This is a genomic window from Streptomyces sp. NPDC003635 (assembly GCF_053587635.1).
Genome location: NZ_JBSFOK010000014.1, coordinates 1 through 18,104, shown reverse-complemented (window position 1 = coordinate 18,104; position 18,104 = coordinate 1). Strand labels below are relative to the sequence as shown.

Genomic DNA, 18,104 nt, shown 5'->3' with positions numbered 1-18,104 from the left:
AGTGAGGCCATCGTCGGCCTCGATCAAGCCCGTCGCCAGGCCCCAAGCGAGCTCGTGGCCAGGCCGGGGGCGAGTCCGTCGCCAGGCCCCAAGCGAGCTCGTGGCCAGGCCGGGGGCGAGTCCGTCGCCAGGCCCCGATCAAGCTCGTGGCCAGGCCGGGGCGAGCCCGCCGCCAGATCCCGATCAAGCCCGTGACCAGGCCCGAGAAGCCCGTCCCCGGTCCCCGGGCGAGCCCGTCCGCAGGGCTCGAGAGCCGGCGACGGCGCTCGGTGTACCCCCGGGCCTGATCGGCAGAAGAGACGCCCCCGGCCCCCGCCCCCGGCCACCCGCACGCCCGCTCCCGCCCGTCCGGCCGCCACCCCCGGACGACTTTCGGCCGAGGCGCCCCCGCGTCCGACGCCCCACGGCCCGTTCGACCGGCCGACCCCACCCACTCCACCTGCGACAACTCGCCGCCGCACGCGACGATCCGCCCCCGCTCCCGGCCACTTCGCTCACCCGCGCCCCAAGAAATTCCTGTCCTAATCATTGACGCACCCCGAGGCCCTCCGTAACTTGTGCCAGCAAGCGCTTACTTGAAACGATTCATGCAATCGGCAACGACGCCGCGGGGAGGGCCCGACTGTGGGAACCAGCAGGAATGTCGAGAGGCGAACGATCCTCAAGGTGGCCGGCGCTTCGGCCGCCACGCTCGGGTTGGCCGCGACCACAGGGTGCGGCGGAGACAGTGGCTCCGGCGACGGGACGGTGACGCTCCGTTACGCCTGGTGGGGTGGCGAGCCGCGCACCATCGCCATCAAGAAGACGATCGCGCTCTTCGAGAAGAAGTATCCGAAGATCAAGATCAAGCCGGAATTCACCGACTACGCCGCGTTCTGGGAGAAGTTCCAGACGCAGGCCTCCGGTGGAAATCCGCCGGACGTTTTCCAGAATGCCGTCGGGTTCCTGCGCAAGTACGACAAGCGCGGAGTTCTGATGGACCTCAAGACCCAGGCGGATGCCGGGAATCTGAGCCTGGAGAACTTCCGCAACGGCGTTCTGGCGAACGGTCAGGTCGACGACAAGCAGCTCGGCATCCCCGTCGGCGCCAACACGATGGCTCTCGTCGTCGACCTCAAGGCCTTCGAGAAGGCAGGCGTGGAGGCGAAGTTCGGCTGGACCTGGGACGAGTACTTCGACGCCCTCCAGACGATCCAGGACAAGCTGAAGATCTCCGGTGACACGGGCTACTTCGGCATCATGTACCTCTACGACCTGTATCTCCGTCAGAACGGCAAGGCCTTCTTCACCGACTCCGATCTCGGCTTCACCGAGGACGATCTGACGCAGTGGTGGGAGGACGGCTACAAGCGGGTCAGGTCCGGGCTCGTCGCCGACCCCAAGAAGATCGAGCAGGTCGCCCCCAAGTCCGGTCTCTCCGCGGGCCTCGCCGCCTCCGAGTTCACCTGGGACAACTTCTCCATCCGCTACGAGGGCGAGGGCGAGTCGGACTACGGGCTCGCGCCGATCCCCACCACGGACGGCAAGGACACCGGCCAGTACCTCGGCTCGCTGATGCTCAGCGCCTTCTCCGGGACCAAGCACCCGAAGGAGGTCGCCCAGTTCATCGACTTCATGGTGCACGACCCCGAGGTCGGCAAGATCATGGGCTACGACCGCGGCATCCTCGCCACCACCGAGCAGTACGAGGCGTTCACGCCCACCGACGACAACAACAAGGGCGTCAAGGCGTACGAGGAGGAGGTCGCCGACGCCGGAGTGCTCGGGAAGATCACCCCGCACCCGTCCGGCGCCGACGTCATCGAGGCCGCGTTCCTGCGCCTGGGCGGTGAGGTCGCCCAGGGCAAGACCAAGCCGGCCGATGCCGCCAAGGCGCTGTTCAGCGAGGCCAAGGCCGCGTTCGCGGGCTGAGGGGACGTACCACCATGACGCTCGTCAAGGAAGCGCCCGTGCGCCCGGCCGGGAAGCGGCCCGCCGCGCCCGCCGCCGGGCGGCGCGGGCGGCGCCGCGAAAACCTCGCCGGCTATCTCTTCATGTCGCCGTGGATCGCGGGGTTCCTGTTGCTCACGGCGGGGCCGATGATCGCGTCCCTGTACTACGCGTTCACCAGCTACAACCTGTTCACGCCGCCCCGGTGGGTGGGCCTCGACAACTTCACCACGATGTTCCAGGACCCGCGCTGGCAGAAGTCGGTCGAGGTCACCCTGAAGTACGTCGTCGTGGCCACCCCGCTGAAGCTGCTGCTCGCGCTGGGCGTGGCGCTGCTGCTCGCGCAGAGCCGGCGCGGACAGGGCCTGTACCGGGCCGCGTTCTACATGCCCTCGCTCATCGGGGCCAGCGTCTCCGTGGGCTTCGTGTGGCGGGCGCTGTTCTCGGACGACGCGGTCGTGGACCGGACGCAGAAGATCTTCGGCATGGACGTGGGCGGCTGGATCGGCAATCCGGACTACGTCATCTATGCCCTGGTGGCGCTCAGCATCTGGCAGTTCGGGGCACCGATGGTCATCTTCCTGGCCGGCCTCAAGCAGGTCCCGCGGGAGCTGTACGAGGCCGCCGAGGTGGACGGGGCCGGTCCGTTCCGCCGGTTCTGGAACATCACGCTGCCGATGATCTCGCCGGTGCTGTTCTTCAACGTGCTCCTGGAGTCCATCCACGCCTTCCAGGTGTTCGGCTCCGCCTACGTCGTCTCCGACACCCGGTGCGGACCGGCCGACGCCACGCTCGTCTACACCTGCTACCTCTACCAGAAGGGCTTCAAGGAGGCCCAGATGGGCTTCGCCTCCGCGATGGCCTGGACGCTGGTGGTCGCGGTGGGGCTGGTCACGGCGGTCCTGTTCTGGTCGCAGAAGAAGTGGGTGCACTACGAGGAGGCCGCCAAGTGACCACCGCCATTCGTCCCGTCGTACGCGCCAAGCACGAGCGTCGACGCACCGGTTCGATCGCCTGGCACGTGGGCGCGCTCGCCGTCCTCGCGGTCGTCCTCTATCCCGTGGTCTGGGTCGTCGGCGCCTCGTTCAAGCCGAGCAAGGACATCATCGCCAGCCTCGACCTGCTGCCCACCGAGCCGGTCTGGGCGAACTTCTCCGGGCTCGCCGACGGCATCTCGGGCATCTCCATCAGCACCTTCTTCATGAACTCGCTGATGTACGCCGTCCTGGCCGTGGTGGGCGTCGTGGTGTCCAGCTCGCTGACCGCGTACGCCTTCGCCAAGATCGGCTTCGCGGGGCGGAACCTGCTGTTCACGCTGATGATCGGCACCCTGTTGCTGCCGTACCACGTGCTGCTCATCCCGCAGTACGTGCTGTTCCGCAACCTGGAGCTCGTCGACACGCTGGTGCCGCTGGTCGCGGGCAAGTTCCTGGCCACGGAGGCGTTCTTCGTTTTCCTGATGGTGCAGTTCATGCGCGGTCTGCCGCGTGAGCTGGACGAGGCCGCCAAGCTCGACGGCTGCGGGCACCTGCGGACCTACTGGTCCATCGTGCTGCCGCTGTGCCGGCCCGCGCTCATCACCAGCGCCATCTTCACCTTTATCAACGCCTGGAACGACTTCATGGGGCCGCTGATCTACCTCAACACCCCGGACAAGTACACCGTCTCGCTGGGCCTGATGATGTTCCGCGACCAGGAGGGCATCTCCAACTACGGCAGCATGATCGCGATGTCCCTGGTGGCGCTGGTGCCGGTCATCGCCTTCTTCATGGCCTTCCAGCGCTACCTCATCGACGGCATGGCGACCTCCGGTCTGAAGGGCTGACCACCATGGCCGAGGCGCGAGGGAAAGTTCGCAGGGAGTCCGTGTTCGGCGAGCGCTTCGCGGTGTTCGCCGAGTGCCTGCTCACCGGTGTGTGGATCGCGGTGGCCTGTCTCGGTCTGGTCACCTACCCCGCCGCCTTCGCCGCCGGCGCCCGGCATCTGCGGCGCCGTACCGGCCATGAGGCCGGTGGCTGGCGGGAGTTCGTCGCCGACTTCCGGGACGCGGTGCGCGGGGGGTGGGTCGTCGGGCTCGCCGGATGGGCGGCGGGCGCGGCGGTCTGGGTGGACGTCCAGGCCGCGCGCGCCGGGCTGCCCGGTGGGCCGGTCGTCGGGGCCGTCGGGCTCGTCGCGCTGATCGGGCTCGCCGCGGCCCTGCTGCGGGCGGCGGCCGTGTGGACGCCGGACGCCTCCTGGCGGGCGCTGCTCGCGGACGCCGGGCGGCGGACCGTGCTCGACCCCGCCGGATCCTTCCTGATCATCACCGGCCTCGCCGTGGTGGCCCTGTCCGCCGCGTTCGTCGCACCGCTGGCGGTCCCCGTCCTCGGGGCCGTGGCGGCGGCGGCCGTCGCCGTGGAGGCGCGGTACCGGCACCGCTGATCCGGCGGTGCCCACGCACCAGGTCGGCGCCCCCTGCGCGTCGTACCCCTCTCTGTCATGCCCCTGCCCAATCCATCCGCACGGAAGGAAAGGCCATGTCCCCCATTCCTCGCAGGTCCCTGCTCAAGGCGGCCGCCGTCGCCGGAGCCGCCGCGCAGTTCAGCTGGGCGCTGGGGGCGAAGGACGCGCAGGCCGCGCCCGGAGCCGCCGCCGGTGACAGCGACCCCGTCACCCTTGACTGGCTGGAGGACGGCGGCCTCGGTGCCGCGCCCGGCTCGACCGTCGGCGTGCCCTGGCCGAAGGGCGCCTTCCAGGAGGACCAGATGTTCGCGCTGACCGACGCGGACGGCAAGGCCGTGCCCGTCCAGACCTGGCCGCTCGCCCACTGGCCCGACGGATCGCTCAAGTGGACCGCGCACGCGGTGAGTTCCGGCGGCCCCGGCAAGCTCACCCTGGCCGCGGGCGAGGCCGCCGTGCCGGAGAAGAAGGTCACCGTCGACAAGAGCGGCGGCACGATCGACATCTCGACCGGCGTCATCACCGCGAGGATCGGCAAGTCCGGTGCCACACTGATCAAGTCGGTCACCCGTGGCTCGACGGAGATCGCCCGCGACGGCCGGCTCGTCCTGATCCGACAGCCCGAGATCGAGGACGAGGACCAGGGCTCGGTGAAGACCGAGCGGTTCGACGGGGCGATCTCCGAGGTCACCGTCGAACAGGACGGACCGGTCCGCGCGGTCGTCCGCATCGACGGCAAGCACCGCAAGGGAAACCGCAGTTGGCTGCCGTTCTCCATCCGGCTGTACTTCTACGCGGGCGCCGACTCCTTCCGCATGGTGCACACCGTCACCTACGACGGCACCCAGGAACCCGGCAAGGCGAGCGGCGACTTCGTCCGCGGCCTCGGCGTCCGCTTCACCGTCCCGATGCGTGATCAGTCGTACGACCGCCACATCCGCATCGGCGGCGAGGGCACCGGCATGCTCCGGGAGGCCGTCAAGGGCGTCACCGGCCTGCGCCGCGACCCGGGCGCGGCCGTCCAGGCGGCCCAGTTCGCCGGGCAGAAGCTGCCCGACCCCGCCACCTGGGACCAGCGGGTCACCACCCGCCTGCAGTACATCCCCGAGTGGGGCGACTACACCCTCTCCCAGCTCTCCGCCGACGGCTTCACCCTGCGCAAGCGGACGAAGAAGGGGTACGGCTGGATCGGCGCCGGAGGCGGCGGCCGCGCGAACGGCTTCGGTTACGTCGGAGGCGTCAGCGGCGGACTCTCCTTCGGCCTGCGGGACTTCTGGGAGAAGTTTCCCGCCCAGCTCGACATCCGCGACGCCCACACCGAGGCGGCCGAGGTCACCCTCTGGCTCTGGTCGCCCGAAGCCCAGCCCATGGACCTGCGCTTCTACCACGACGGTATGGGCCAGGACACCTTCCCCGAGCAGCTCGAAGGCCTCAACATCACCTACGAGGACTACGAACCGGGGTTCGGGACGCCGTACGGCATCGCCCGCACCTCCGAACTCCTCTTCTGGGCCAATGAGTCGACTCCCTCAGCCGAGGCCCTGGCACGGCAGGTCGACGCCGTACGCGTACTGCCCCAGCTCGCCGCGCCGCCCAAGCAGCTCATCAAGGCCGGTGTCTTCGGCCCCGGTCTGTACTCCGAGCCCGACCGTTCCACCCCCGCCAAGGCCAGGATCGAGGACCACCTCGACTTCCTCTTCACCTATTACAAGGACCAGGTGGAGATGCGCCGTTGGTACGGCTTCTGGGACTACGGCGACATCATGCACACCTACGACACCGTCCGGCACCAGTGGCGGTACGACATCGGCGGCTACGCCTGGGACAACTCCGAGCTGTCGCCGGACCTGTGGCTCTGGTTCGCGTATCTGCGCTCCGGGCGCGCGGACGTCTTCCGGTTCGCGGAGGCGATGACCCGGCACACCGGCGAGGTGGACGTCTACCACCTGGGCGAATGGGCGGGCCTCGGCACCCGGCACGGTGTCCAGCACTATGCCGACAGCGCCAAGCAGCAGCGCATCGCCAACACCACCTACCGGCGCTACTACTACTTCCTCACCGGTGACGAACGCGTCGGCGACCTCATGCACGCAAACGTCGACTCCGACGAGACGTTCCTCGTGCTCGACCCGATCCGCAAGATCCGCACCGAGCCGTACACCCCCGACCGGCACGCACTCTCGATCGGCTTCGGCACGGACTGGAGCGGCCTGGTGTCCGCCTGGCTGACCGAGTGGGAGCGCAAGGGGCCCAAGTGGGAGAAGGCCAAGGCGCGCGTGCTGTCGACCATGGAGACGATCGCCGCGCAGCCGAACGGGTTCGTGCAGGGGACCGGGCTGTACGACCTGGACACGGGGAAGTTCGCCATCGCCGAGCAGCCGGTGGTGGGGGTCTCGCATCTGTCCGCCGTCTTCGGGCTCAACGAGCTGTGTGCCGAGCTCATCGACCTGGTCGACATGCCGGAGTTCAACGAGGCCTACTTCGACTACTGCCGGTACTTCAACGCCACGAAGGCCGAGCAGGCGGCCCGGTACGGCGCCAACTTCGGGACCCTGCTGCTGTTCCAGGGGCATTCCCGGCTGGACGCCTACGCGGCCGTCAAGACCGGGGACGAGAAGCTGGCCAAGCGGGCCTGGGAGAAGTTCTACAACTCCGACGGGTACAAGGAGTCCGCGCCCTGGAAGACGGAGCGGCTGAGCGGGCCCCTCACGCTGGTCCCCGGAAGCGAGGCCGCCTGGGTGTCCACGAACGACACCGCGCTGTACGGCCTCGCCGCCATCGAGAACCTGGCACTGCTGGGAGACAAGATGCCCTAGCAGCAGGCTAGTTCATCTTCCCCAGCGCCTCCCGCACCCGTCGGACGTCCCGGATGCGCTGCTCGTACGTCGCCCCCAGCGCGAGCAGCAGGAGACCGGCGAGTGCGGGAAGGGCCCAGCGGGGGAGGGCGTCGGTCACCTGGACGATGTACGGGGCCAGTTCGTGCAGGGCGTCCAGGACCAGCACCCCGCCGCCGAGCACCAGCGGCGCCTGGAGCTGGTGCCCGCCGCCCAGCAGGGTGAGCGACAGGGCCGCCAGGCCCAGCAGGAGGGGGCGCGTCCAGTGGGGGTCGGCCCACGCCACGGCCAGGCTCGGCAGCAGGGTCGCGGCCAGGCCCGTTCCGTACGCGGTCCAGGACGAGGTCCCGGGATCCCGGCGCCTGCGCAGGAACCCGACCAGCAGGGCCGGGATCGTCACCGGGAGCGTGTACGCCTCGGGCGTGCCGATCTCCCAGGCGGCCAGGCGGACCCAGGTGGCCAGGACGAAGAGGGCGGCGGAGGCGTAGGCGACGGGGCGGCGGTCCGGTCGGATCGCCGTTCCCGCCGTGATCACGCCGGACAGGGCCAGGACCAGGGCCAGCATCGGCGGGTCGGTGACCGTCAGGCCGATGGCGAGCAGCCCCGCAACGGCGCCGGTGATCTCGACCGGCGGCCTCGCCGCGGCGTCGAGGCGTGCGGCGAGCAGGGCCGCGGCGACCGGCACCGTCAGCACCAGCAGGGCCGTGTGCTGGGGTGCCCAGTCCGCCGCCGCGCCGATCGCGCAGGCCAGGGCGGCGGCGTGGGCGAGAGCGGCCGGGGCGGCCGTCAGGGCCCGGCGCCGGGAGGCCGCCGCGAACAGGAGCGTCAGCGCCGTCAGCACGGTCAGCGTCGCCGACTGCGCGGCCAGGGCGAGGAGCGCGGCGTGGGCGGAGGCCACCAGCGCCAGGACCGGCATCGAGGTCACGGTCAGCGCGGCCACCGCCACGGCCGTCAACAAGCCCACCTCGTACGGCAGTTCCAGCACCGGTGGGAGCACCAGAGCCGTCGCCCACGCCAGGACCAGCGCTGTCGGCCTCGCCCCGGGGCGGGCGGTGCGGGCCAGCACCGCGGCCACGGCGGCCAGCACGAGCGGAGCCGTCTGTGCCGCCAAAGGCCAGGGCACCTCGGCCGTCACCGCGGCCCGGCTGTCCGAGGGGGCGCCCGACCACGGCTGGAGGATCCAGGCGAGCGGGCCGAACAGCGTCACCGCCACGACCTGCGCCGCCCACAGCAGGGCCAGGGCCTGGACGGCGGCGGAGGCCTGCGTCAGGCCCTGCCTAACCGGTTCCGGGACGCGGGAGACGCGGAGCGTCGCCAGCAGGGCGATGGCGAACACCAGATACGCCGGGACCGTCCAGGCCTCCGGCAGCACCACGCGCGGGACGCCTCCCAGCGCCGCGACCAGCAGCAGCCCGCCGATGGGGGCGGCCGGAGTCGCGGTACGCCAGGCCGCGGTCAGCGCGATCGCCGCCCCCAGGAGGAGGAGCGCCGCCGCACGGGCGGCGGCGCTCGGACCGGTGGCCGTCCAGGACAGACCCCCGGCCGTCAGAACGCCCCCGGCGCCCATGCCGTACGCGCCGACGACCGCGGCGATCCGCACGGCACGGGCAGGCACCCGGAGCGCCACAGCCGTGTCGAGGCCGGCCGTGAGCAGCAGGGCGGTGGCGAGGCCGTACCACCCGGAGTCGCTGGCCAACGCCCACAGCGGCAGCGGGAGTTGGGCCGCCGCCAGCGCGGCGGGCAGTGGCAGGCGCAGCTCGGCCGTCCTCGGCAGCAAGCCGTACGCCGCCCACATGGCGGCCAGCACCGCAGCCGCGACCGCCGTGTAACCGAGGCTGTCCACCCCGGCCAGCGCGACCTCGTGCAGCGCGTAGGCGTCCAGCACCGTCAGCGCCAGGCCGATCCCCGCCACCGTCTCCGCCGTCGAGCGCAGACCGCGCGTCAGGAGCGGAAGCGGCGCCGCGAGCGTCGCCAGCGTGATCGCGCCCAGCACCGCGGCTCGGCCGACGATGCCCAGGTGCCCCCAGCCGACCAGCGTGAACGCGATCGCGGCGATGGTGAGCAGGGCGCCGCCGAGCACCAGCAGGACGTTCTGCACGCTCGGAGGGGAGGCCTCGGAGCTCGCGGGAGCGACGACCGGCGCCTTGCGGCGCACCTCCTGAGCGGCGATCAGCCAGCCGCGGCGGGCGAGCAACTGGGACCTGCGGGCGTCCAGCTGCCGTAGCTCGGCGTCGAGGAGCCGCAACTCCTCGGCGGGGGACGGAATGTGCGTCATGCATGGCAGTGTGGTCCGGGTCACGCCGTACGACATGAGTGCGGGTACTCAGTACGTACTCAGATCCGGTGCCACACTCGGCCCATGGACTGGTCCCATTACCGTTTCCGCAGCCTGTGGGCCCTGCCCGCGTCGCCCGCCGTGGTCTACGACGCCCTGGAGCGCGCCGAGGAGTACCCCGTGTGGTGGCCCCAGGTGCGGGAGGTGAACCGGCTCGACGACGTCAGCGCGGTGATCCGCATCCGCTCGCTGCTGCCGTACGACATGACGTTCACCGCGCGGGAGGCGCGGCGTGATCCGGACGCCGGGGTGCTGGAGATCGCCATGTCCGGGGACATCGAAGGCTGGGCGCGCTGGACGATCACCCCGGCCGCCGCGGGCAGCCTCGCCCGCTACGACCAGGAGGTCGACGTCTGCAAGCCGCTGCTCCGGCGCCTGGCCGTTCCCGGGCGACCGGTCTTCCGCGGCAACCACTGGCTGATGATGCGGGCCGGACGGCGGGGACTGACCGCGCACTTGGAAGCGGTTTGAAGGAAAGCCGCGAGGACCTGTATTGTTCAGTGCGTTCCCGGGCGATTAGCTCAGTGGGAGAGCGCTTCGTTCACACCGAAGAGGTCACTGGTTCGAACCCAGTATCGCCCACCGGGAAAGGCCGGTCCGCGCATCGCGGACCGGCCTTCTTCATGCCGCGCCTCAGGCCGCAGCCGGAAGATCCGGACGCAGCGGCCACGCCGGGTCCACCGCCTCCTCGCTGCCGCTGCGCGCGAACCAGGCCTGCAGACCCCGGGCCTGTGCCGCGTGCCACACCGCCTGCAGCGTGTGCAGTTCGGCGGGGGAGAGGCGTTCGAGCCGGGCCGCGAAACGGCGCCCCACCGCCCGTACGACATCCAGCGCGGCCAGCGCGTCCGCGCCCGCGTCATGGGCGCCGTCCAGCGTGACGCCGTAGTGCGCGCACAGGTCGGTCAGGGTGCGCCGGCCCTTGCGGTAGCGGTCCAGATGCTTGTCCAGGACCCTCGGATCGAGCACCAGCAGCGGAGCCGTCTCGAACCAGCGGTCCAGGGACGAGGCCCGATGGCGGCGCAGCTCACGATCGAGCATCGTCAGGTCGAACGGCGCGTTCATCACCACCAGCGGGCGGCCCGCGGCGGCCTGTTCGCCCAGTTCCTCGGCTATCTCGTGCATCACCGGCGCCGGCCAGCGGCCGTTGCGCTGCAGATGCTCCTCCGTCAGTCCGTGCACCGCCGTCGCCGCCTCCGGCACCGGCACGCCCGGGTTCACCAGCCACCGGGTGACCCGCGGCCGGGTCCCGGGGGCGTCCTGAATCACGACGGCGGCCGAGACGATCCGGTCGGTCTCGACGTCCACGCCCGTCGTCTCCGTGTCGAATGCCGCCAGCGGGCCCTCATACCAGCTCGCCATACCTACCCAACCCCTCGCTCAAACACGGCAGCTGACGCACCGTCTTCTGCCCGTTTGGTGATACCCGGGCTGTTTGCGCCGTACGCCGGAAGGACACAACAGGAGTGCGGGTCTTTGCAGTTCAGCGGCCCGCCACGGGGATTCACCTTGCGGGGAAGGCTGTTGGTCATGGCGATAGCGCAGCCCGAGCGGGGCGGGCTGCTGCCCGAACGCACGGGCCCTCATCGCGGCACACTCGCCACCACCGCCTGCATGGAGACACTGCAGGTGGGATATCTGCACGCCGTCGCGGCGGCGGCCGGCTGCTCGCTGTCCCAGCCGTTCCCGGACAACGGCATCGACTGGCACGTCAGCCACAGCGCGCCCGGACACACGGTCGACGACGAGGTCACCATAAAGGTGCAGCTCAAGGCGACCTACCAGGTCCCGCCCAACCCGCCGGGCCGCACCTTCTCCTTCACGCTGGACAACGACCACCTGCGCAAGCTCGCCCGCACCCCGGTCTCCGTGCACAAGATCCTCGTCGTGATGCTCGTCCCGCGCTCGCAGGACGACTGGCTGCGCGCCAGCCACGACCGGCTCGACCTCAGGCACTGCTGCTACTGGGTCAACCTCGCCGGACATCCCATCACCGGCCGCACCCGGACCACGGTGCGGATCCCGACCTCACGCATCTTCGACGACCGTGCGCTGTGCGAGATCATGACGCGGGTCGGGACGGGAGGCAGACCATGACGCACCGCCCGATCGAGGAGCCGCTGCGGCCGGTCCGGCCGCACCCCGTCGACGCCGCCGTCTGGCACCGGCCGCCCGAGCCCGACCAGGTCGACCCCGCCGTCCTCAGCGCCCTGCTGCGCCGGCACGGCTGGCAGCGACGCGGCGGCGCCGCCGGACGCTACGGCCGCTGGATCCCGCCCGGCCCCGGGGGCGGTGGTACGAGCCTGCTCGTCCCGGAGAGCCGCGCCTTCCCCGACAGCGAGGACCTGCTCGGCGAGGCGCTCGTCGCCCTGTCCCGCAGCGGCACGCCCTCCGCACGCGAGGTGCTGGTCTCCCTCGCCGTGCCCAGCGACGAGATCCGCTGGTGGCGGGACGTCCCGACCGGACCGGCGGGCACCACCTCGTGGACCGTGGAGGAGCAACTGCGCGCCTCCGCCCGCCAGACACTCCTCGCCGCCGCCCTCGCCACACGCGCCCGTGCCGGCTACTACGGCGCCCGCCACCGCCGCCCCGCCGCCGCGATGCTGGAGAACGTCCTGGTCGGCTCCCCGGCAGGCGGCCGTCGGCTGACCGCCTTCGTGCCCGTCGGCACCGGTCGCCCGCTCGCCGTACGCCTGTACCAGGCGCTGTACGCCGCCCGCGAGGCCATCGACTACCGGCGGGCCACCGGTGGCATGGACGCCTTCGACGGCGCCGTCGAGGCGGGCGTCAGCCGGGAGCTCACCGAGGCGCTGATCGCCCTGGTCCGGGGCACCGAGGGCGCCCGCGTCGCCGTGGAGTGGGCGCCCGCCGCCGGGGTGCCCGGGGACTGCGCGGCCGGCGCCGAGGCCGTGGAGTTCTCGCCGGGCGATCTGCCGGTCCTGCGCGAGGCCGGGGCCCGCTATCTGCGCGAGGAGCCGTCGGTGTCGGTGCGCGTCACCGGCGCGGTGGTCCGGATGCGCCGCTCGGGCCCGCGCGGCGAGGGCACGGTACGACTGCGGGTGCTGGCCGGCGCCGAGATCCCGCACGTCCGGCTCACCCTGGACGAGGAGGCCTACCGCATCGCCGGCCACGCCCACCTGGTCGGACTTCCGGTGCGGGTGCACGGCCGGCTGGAGAGCCGGGGCGGGTTCCGCAAGCTCACCGGCGTCTCCGGCGTCGTACCCGTGCAGGTGGACGAGGCCGAACGGGACCGGCTGATGAAGTCGCTCCAGGAGAATCTGGACTTCTTCGAGGAGGCCTGCGGAGGGGACTGATTTCGCCCTGGGCGGGTGCGGGTCGGTACGATCCCGTAATGCGCGCGCTCCCGGTATGGCGCCGCACCCCACCTGCAGTCAGGAGAGACCGGTGTCAGACGTCCGTGTGATCATCCAACGCGATTCCGAGCGGGAAGAGCGCGTGGTGACGACGGGCACTACGGCCGCCGAGCTCTTCGCAGGCGAGCGCTCGATCATCGCCGCGCGGGTGGGCGGCGAGCTCAAGGACCTGTCGTACGTCCCGGCCGACGGCGAGGAGGTCGAGGGCGTCGAGATCTCCTCCGAGGACGGTCTGAACATCCTGCGCCACTCCACCGCGCACGTCATGGCCCAGGCCGTGCAGGAGCTGTTCCCCGAGGCCAAGCTGGGCATCGGCCCGCCCGTCAAGGACGGCTTCTACTACGACTTCGACGTCGAGAGGCCGTTCACGCCCGAGGATCTCAAGGCCATCGAGAAGAAGATGCAGGAGATCCAGAAGCGCGGGCAGAAGTTCGCCCGCCGCGTGGTGACCGACGAGGCCGCTCGTGAGGAGCTGGCGAACGAGCCGTACAAGCTGGAGCTGATCGGTCTCAAGGGCTCCGCCTCCTCGGACGACGGCGCGGACGTCGAGGTCGGCGCCGGCGAGCTGACCATCTACGACAACCTGGACGCCAAGACCGGCGAGCTGTGCTGGAAGGACCTCTGCCGCGGTCCCCACCTGCCCTCGACCCGGCTGATCCCCGCGTTCAAGCTGATGCGCAACGCGGCCGCCTACTGGCGCGGCAGCGAGAAGAACCCGATGCTCCAGCGCATCTACGGCACCGCCTGGCCGTCCAAGGACGAGCTCAAGGGCTACCTGGACTTCCTCGCCGAGGCCGAGAAGCGCGACCACCGCAAGCTGGGCAACGAGCTCGACCTGTTCTCCATCCCGGAGCAGATCGGCTCCGGCCTCGCCGTCTTCCACCCCAAGGGCGGCATCGTCCGCCGCGTGATGGAGGACTACTCCCGCCGCCGGCACGAGGAAGAGGGCTACGAGTTCGTCTACACCCCGCACGCGACGAAGGGGAAGCTCTTCGAGACGTCCGGGCACCTGGACTGGTACGCCGAGGGCATGTACCCGCCCATGCAGCTCGACGAGGGCGTGGACTACTACCTCAAGCCCATGAACTGCCCGATGCACAACCTGATCTTCGACGCGCGCGGCCGGTCCTACCGTGAACTGCCGCTGCGCCTCTTCGAGTTCGGGACCGTGTACCGGTACGAGAAGTCCGGCGTCGTGCACGGCCTGACCCGCGCGCGGGGCTTCACGCAGGACGACGCGCACATCTACTGCACCCGCGAGCAGATGTCGGAAGAGCTCGACAAGACGCTCACCTTCGTCCTCGGTCTGCTGCGCGACTACGGCCTGGAGGACTTCTACCTGGAGCTGTCCACCAAGGACCCGGAGAAGTTCGTCGGCTCCGACGAGGTGTGGGAGGAGGCGACCGAGACGCTGCGCCAGGTCGCCGAGAAGCAGGGGCTGCCGCTGGTCCCGGACCCGGGCGGCGCCGCCTTCTACGGTCCGAAGATCTCGGTTCAGGCCAAGGACGCCATCGGCCGTACCTGGCAGATGTCGACGATCCAGCTCGACTTCAACCTGCCGGAGCGTTTCGACCTCGAGTACACCGGCGCGGACGGCGCCAAGCAGCGCCCGGTCATGATCCACCGGGCTCTGTTCGGCTCGATCGAGCGGTTCTTCGCGGTGCTGCTGGAGCACTACGCGGGCGCCTTCCCGGCGTGGCTGGCCCCGGTGCAGGCGATCGGCATCCCGATCGGTGACGCGCACGTGGACTACCTGGCGAAGTTCGCCGCGGCCGCCAGGAAGAAGGGCCTGCGGGTCGAGGTGGACTCCTCCTCCGACCGGATGCAGAAGAAGATCCGCAACGCCCAGAAGCAGAAGGTGCCCTTCATGGTCATCGCGGGCGACGAGGACATGGCGAACAACGCCGTCTCCTTCCGCTACCGCGACGGCTCGCAGGAGAACGGCATTCCGTTCGACGAGGCCATCGCCAAGATCGCGCAGGTCGTCGAGGAGCGGACGCAGGTCTGATCCCACGACTCAGGGCCCCCGGAGAGACTCACTTCTCCGGGGGCCTGTTGTCGCTCTCGCGGGAGAAGACCTGAAGGAGCCACGAGGAGAACGATCCCGTCACCGCCCCGAGCAGGGCCAGACCGCCGGCCATCATCGCGATCGCGATCGTCCGGCCGCGCACGGTGACCGGGGTGATGTCGCCGTAACCGACCGTGGTGAGGGTCGCCGCCGCCCACCACAGCGCGTCCCCGAAGCTCCGCATGTCGGCTCCCGGCGCCCCGCGTTCCGCCTGGTAGACCGCGAGCGAGCCGGCGAAGCCGAGCAGCAGGGTCGCCAGACTCGCGTAGGCGATCACGCGCGCGTGCAGGGGGAGCCGGGGCTCCCCCTGCCGGCGCTGGATGACGTCGTACAGCGGCACGATCCGCAGCGGCCGCAGGAGCGGCAGGACGACCACGACCGTGTGCAGGAAGTGGGATCTGGCGAAGCGCAGCAGGCGCCCCCCGAGGAGTCGCCAGCGCACCAGGTAGTCCAAGGCGAACAGCACCCAGAGCGCGATCATCGTGTACCCGCACACGTCCTTCCAGACGGCAGGCATGCTCACCGCCAGTACGCGGGCGGCGTAGGCGGCCAGGAAGAGCAGCGACGCCAGGAACAGCGGGATCTCGGTGCGCTGCTCCCAGCGCCGGTAAGGGCTGTCTTCGTCCACCGGCCCAGCTTGGCCGGTGGCCGCGCTCCCGTCGCCCCGGCGACACGCCGCGAACGGACGAAGCCATATGCTGCACGCATGACGAGTGAGCCGGAGCAGCAGTGGGGAGTGGGGACGCAGGACGCGTTCCAGCGCCTGTGGACACCTCATCGGATGGCCTACATCCAGGGCGAGAACAAGCCGACCGGCCCCGGTGCCGACGACGGCTGTCCCTTCTGCTCGATCCCGGCCAAGTCCGACGAGGACGGGCTCGTCGTCCGGCGCGGTGAGCAGGTCTACGCGGTGCTGAACCTGTACCCCTACAACGGCGGCCACCTGATGGTCGTGCCCTACCGGCACGTCGCGGACTACACCGACCTCACCGAGGCCGAGACGATCGAGCTGGCGGCTCTGACCAAGCAGGCGGTGACGGCACTGCGGACGGCGTCGGGCGCGCACGGCTTCAACATCGGCATGAACCAGGGCACGGTCGCCGGCGCCGGCATCGCGGCCCACCTCCACCAGCACATCGTCCCGCGCTGGGGAGGCGACACGAACTTCATGCCGGTGGTCGGCCACACGAAGGTGCTGCCGCAGCTGCTGGCGGACACCCGCAAGATGCTGGCGGAGGCCTGGCCGGCGTAGGGCCGGCTCAGGCGTCGTACAGGTCGGCCTTCCTCGGCGACGGGTCCTGGACCGCGCCGCTGAGGAACGCCGACCGGTTGCCGAACTTCTCCGTGTCGACGCCGTTGTCCTCGAGGACCCGGATCGCCGCCGCGTGCACCACGCGCAGCACGGGCGTCGCGGCGCGCATCGCGTCGTCGGCCATGAAGCGGTGGCGCCACGGCTTGTCCGCCCAGACGTGTCGCAGGCCGAACGGCTCGGGCAGGCTTATCGTCCCGCCGAGCCAGTTGAGCAGCGGTGGGTACCACGACAGCGGCGCGCGCACGGCGAGCCGTACGACCTCGTTGGTGGGGACCAGCGGGAGCTTCACCGTGCGGGTCTCCCACGGCTTGAAGGACTTCGTGACCTCCTTCGTCGGGTCCTCGGGCTTCCCCATGAACAGGGGGTTGACCGGGCCCAGCGCGTGTCCCGTCACCTCGATGCGCAGCGTCTCGTGCAGCACGGTCACGGTGATCATCATGGTGAGGATCAACTGGCCGTCCCACAGCGTCCACTGCACGCCGAGGTAGTGCCGGTCACCGCTGCCGAACTGCTGCTTGTTGCAGATCTCCTGTATGGAGTGCGGCTTGTGCTGGAAGGCCTCCACGTCCGCCGACTGCTCGGTGCGGGCCACCCCCTTGGCGTTCTCCCCGATCGGCGTGACGATCCAGTGGCGTACCGACGCCTTGGGGAAGCCGCCGGTGTTGATCGTGTTCCGCTCCAGCATGCGCAGCCTGTCGTGGATGGCGCGGATGACGTCCCAGCTGCGGAAGGGGTTGATCTCGCGGGAGGGGTCGGCGGGTGTGAGGTCCTCGGCGAGCTGCCAGCTGCCCCAGCGGGTGCCCATGCCGAGGATGCCCTTGGGCCCGGCGTAGAAGACGGCGTTGGAGTGCTGTTCGCGGTTGAGCTTGGCCAGTGACTGGCGCAGCTGCTCGGCCCGGGCCTCGCTGGGGCTGCTCGGTACCGCCTCGGGCACCTGGGCGCCGACGCTGCTGCCCGCGAGCAGGCCGTCCCAGCGGGCGCGCAGGTCCCTCGTCGAGCGCTCGCAGATCTGCTTGGCCCAGAACCAGCCCAGGACGGGGGCGACCACGCAGGCGCGCGCGTACCAGCCCCAGAATCCGGCGAACGGCATCCGGACCAGGAAGAGGACCGCGAGCGCCCCCATGGCGACGAGCAGGGCGGTGGCGAGGGCGGAGGCCCTCTTGTTGGTGTTCTTGTCGATGTTGGTGCGCAGGATGAACACCAGGAGCCAGACCAGCAGTCCGGGCAGGAACAGCACGCCGCACACCATCATGACGGCGGACAGCCGCTTGTCGCGGTCCCGGCGCAGCCGGTAGGCCGCCAGGCAGTGGTCGACGACGACCTGCGGCTCGGTCCCGAAGGACTGGATCAGCGGCTTGCGTCCGGTGCCGAGCATGCGCTCGATCACCGCCCGGGAGAACGCCTCGCCCAGGTTCGGCCGGAAGAGCCCGCCGGCCCACTTCTGGCCGCCCTTGACGGTCGTCTCGTGCCACTCGTTGTTGGCCTTGGTGATCTCCTCGACCGGGTTGTCCCGGTAGGCCGCGGAGGCGAGGGCGAAGGTGGCCGTCTGGCCCTCGTCGCCCGTGAGGGGAACTTGCGGTCCGAAGACGTCCTCAATCCCTACGGTCATTCCCGCCCCCGATCGCCGCCACTGTCGTCCTGCGGCCTTCCCGACTTCCGTACCCGGCACACCTGTTGATCAGGTCATCAGCGTATCCGTAGCCACCGACAGTTCGTCGGGGGGCGGCCCCAGCCCTCCCCCCCCACGGGGGGGGGGCGTGGACAAAAAAAAGGAGGGGGGGGGGCCGGTGGCCCCGGGGCCGGCCCCCCCCGGGGT

14 protein-coding genes and 1 tRNA gene are annotated in these 18,104 nt (G+C 70.6%); 11 read left to right on the top strand and 4 right to left on the bottom strand.

Annotated elements, in window-relative coordinates:
- The first annotated feature begins 624 nt into the window (after window positions 1–624).
- The 5 genes from ACWDRW_RS15630 to ACWDRW_RS15610 all read left to right on the top strand — a co-directional run bounded on the left by ACWDRW_RS15630 (window position 625) and on the right by ACWDRW_RS15610 (window position 7,184).
- The gene (locus tag ACWDRW_RS15630) at window positions 625–1,911 is read left to right on the top strand and encodes an ABC transporter substrate-binding protein (protein WP_451723488.1); all 1,287 of its coding nucleotides are present in this window, start codon (window positions 625–627) and stop codon (window positions 1,909–1,911) included.
- A gap of 14 nt (window positions 1,912–1,925) precedes the next feature.
- Window positions 1,926–2,882: a carbohydrate ABC transporter permease gene (locus ACWDRW_RS15625; protein WP_451723486.1), complete on the top strand. Its 957-nt coding sequence runs from the start codon at window positions 1,926–1,928 to the stop codon at window positions 2,880–2,882.
- Complete coding sequence (locus ACWDRW_RS15620) at window positions 2,879–3,754, top strand: carbohydrate ABC transporter permease (protein WP_451723484.1); 876 nt, start codon at window positions 2,879–2,881, stop codon at window positions 3,752–3,754. The genes ACWDRW_RS15625 and ACWDRW_RS15620 overlap by 4 nt, the downstream gene beginning before the upstream one ends.
- Before the next feature lie 5 nt (window positions 3,755–3,759).
- Entirely contained in the window at window positions 3,760–4,350 is a 591-nt protein-coding gene (locus tag ACWDRW_RS15615; protein ID WP_451723482.1) for a hypothetical protein, read from the top strand.
- 95 nt (window positions 4,351–4,445) lie between these two features.
- Entirely contained in the window at window positions 4,446–7,184 is a 2,739-nt protein-coding gene (locus ACWDRW_RS15610) for an exo-rhamnogalacturonan lyase family protein (protein WP_451723480.1), read from the top strand.
- Between the two features lie 7 nt (window positions 7,185–7,191).
- Here ACWDRW_RS15610 and ACWDRW_RS15605 read toward each other — a convergent pair whose 3' ends face one another.
- Window positions 7,192–9,477, bottom strand: coding sequence for an SCO7613 C-terminal domain-containing membrane protein (locus ACWDRW_RS15605; protein ID WP_451723479.1), 2,286 nt, complete (start codon window positions 9,475–9,477; stop codon window positions 7,192–7,194).
- 84 nt (window positions 9,478–9,561) lie between these two features.
- Between ACWDRW_RS15605 and ACWDRW_RS15600 the strand changes: the two genes are divergently transcribed.
- The gene (locus ACWDRW_RS15600; RefSeq protein WP_451723477.1) at window positions 9,562–10,008 is read left to right on the top strand and encodes an SRPBCC family protein; all 447 of its coding nucleotides are present in this window, start codon (window positions 9,562–9,564) and stop codon (window positions 10,006–10,008) included.
- 39 nt (window positions 10,009–10,047) lie between these two features.
- A tRNA-Val gene (locus ACWDRW_RS15595) sits at window positions 10,048–10,119 on the top strand.
- A gap of 51 nt (window positions 10,120–10,170) precedes the next feature.
- On the opposite strand, the gene ACWDRW_RS15590 is transcribed toward ACWDRW_RS15595, so the two are convergent.
- Window positions 10,171–10,896: an exonuclease domain-containing protein gene (locus tag ACWDRW_RS15590; protein WP_451723475.1), complete on the bottom strand. Its 726-nt coding sequence runs from the start codon at window positions 10,894–10,896 to the stop codon at window positions 10,171–10,173.
- Window positions 10,897–11,064: 168 nt separating this feature from the next.
- Between ACWDRW_RS15590 and ACWDRW_RS15585 the strand changes: the two genes are divergently transcribed.
- From ACWDRW_RS15585 to thrS, 3 genes are all read left to right on the top strand, one after another.
- Window positions 11,065–11,631 carry a DUF4365 domain-containing protein gene (locus tag ACWDRW_RS15585; RefSeq protein WP_451723474.1) on the top strand — a complete coding sequence of 189 codons (567 nt, stop codon included), beginning with the start codon at window positions 11,065–11,067 and terminating at the stop codon, window positions 11,629–11,631.
- Window positions 11,628–12,848, top strand: a complete 1,221-nt coding sequence (locus ACWDRW_RS15580; RefSeq protein WP_451723473.1) for a hypothetical protein — start codon at window positions 11,628–11,630, stop codon at window positions 12,846–12,848. Before ACWDRW_RS15585 ends, ACWDRW_RS15580 begins: the two co-directional genes overlap by 4 nt.
- Before the next feature lie 91 nt (window positions 12,849–12,939).
- Window positions 12,940–14,916, top strand: a complete 1,977-nt coding sequence (gene thrS, locus ACWDRW_RS15575; protein WP_451723472.1) for a threonine--tRNA ligase — start codon at window positions 12,940–12,942, stop codon at window positions 14,914–14,916.
- Between the two features lie 28 nt (window positions 14,917–14,944).
- On the opposite strand, the gene ACWDRW_RS15570 is transcribed toward thrS, so the two are convergent.
- A complete protein-coding gene (locus tag ACWDRW_RS15570) occupies window positions 14,945–15,604 on the bottom strand; it encodes a potassium channel family protein (RefSeq protein WP_451723470.1) in 660 nt (219 codons plus the stop codon).
- A gap of 78 nt (window positions 15,605–15,682) precedes the next feature.
- Between ACWDRW_RS15570 and ACWDRW_RS15565 the strand changes: the two genes are divergently transcribed.
- On the top strand, window positions 15,683–16,228 hold the full coding sequence (locus ACWDRW_RS15565; RefSeq protein WP_451723468.1) for an HIT family protein: 546 nt from the start codon (window positions 15,683–15,685) through the stop codon (window positions 16,226–16,228).
- Between the two features lie 7 nt (window positions 16,229–16,235).
- Here ACWDRW_RS15565 and ACWDRW_RS15560 read toward each other — a convergent pair whose 3' ends face one another.
- Complete coding sequence (locus ACWDRW_RS15560; RefSeq protein WP_451723467.1) at window positions 16,236–17,897, bottom strand: hypothetical protein; 1,662 nt, start codon at window positions 17,895–17,897, stop codon at window positions 16,236–16,238.
- Window positions 17,898–18,104: the final 207 nt, after the last annotated feature.

Bases quoted from the DNA above. Each gene is read 5' to 3' on its own strand.
- ACWDRW_RS15625 (WP_451723486.1), top strand. From the start codon at position 1,926: ATGACGCTCGTCAAGGAAGCGCCCGTGCGCCCGGCCGGGAAGCGGCCC.
- ACWDRW_RS15615 (WP_451723482.1), top strand. From the start codon at position 3,760: ATGGCCGAGGCGCGAGGGAAAGTTCGCAGGGAGTCCGTGTTCGGCGAG.
- ACWDRW_RS15610 (WP_451723480.1), top strand. From the start codon at position 4,446: ATGTCCCCCATTCCTCGCAGGTCCCTGCTCAAGGCGGCCGCCGTCGCC.
- ACWDRW_RS15605 (WP_451723479.1), bottom strand. From the start codon at position 9,477: ATGACGCACATTCCGTCCCCCGCCGAGGAGTTGCGGCTCCTCGACGCC.
- ACWDRW_RS15600 (WP_451723477.1), top strand. From the start codon at position 9,562: ATGGACTGGTCCCATTACCGTTTCCGCAGCCTGTGGGCCCTGCCCGCG.
- ACWDRW_RS15590 (WP_451723475.1), bottom strand. From the start codon at position 10,896: ATGGCGAGCTGGTATGAGGGCCCGCTGGCGGCATTCGACACGGAGACG.
- ACWDRW_RS15585 (WP_451723474.1), top strand. From the start codon at position 11,065: ATGGCGATAGCGCAGCCCGAGCGGGGCGGGCTGCTGCCCGAACGCACG.
- ACWDRW_RS15580 (WP_451723473.1), top strand. From the start codon at position 11,628: ATGACGCACCGCCCGATCGAGGAGCCGCTGCGGCCGGTCCGGCCGCAC.
- ACWDRW_RS15565 (WP_451723468.1), top strand. From the start codon at position 15,683: ATGACGAGTGAGCCGGAGCAGCAGTGGGGAGTGGGGACGCAGGACGCG.
- ACWDRW_RS15560 (WP_451723467.1), bottom strand. From the start codon at position 17,897: ATGACCGTAGGGATTGAGGACGTCTTCGGACCGCAAGTTCCCCTCACG.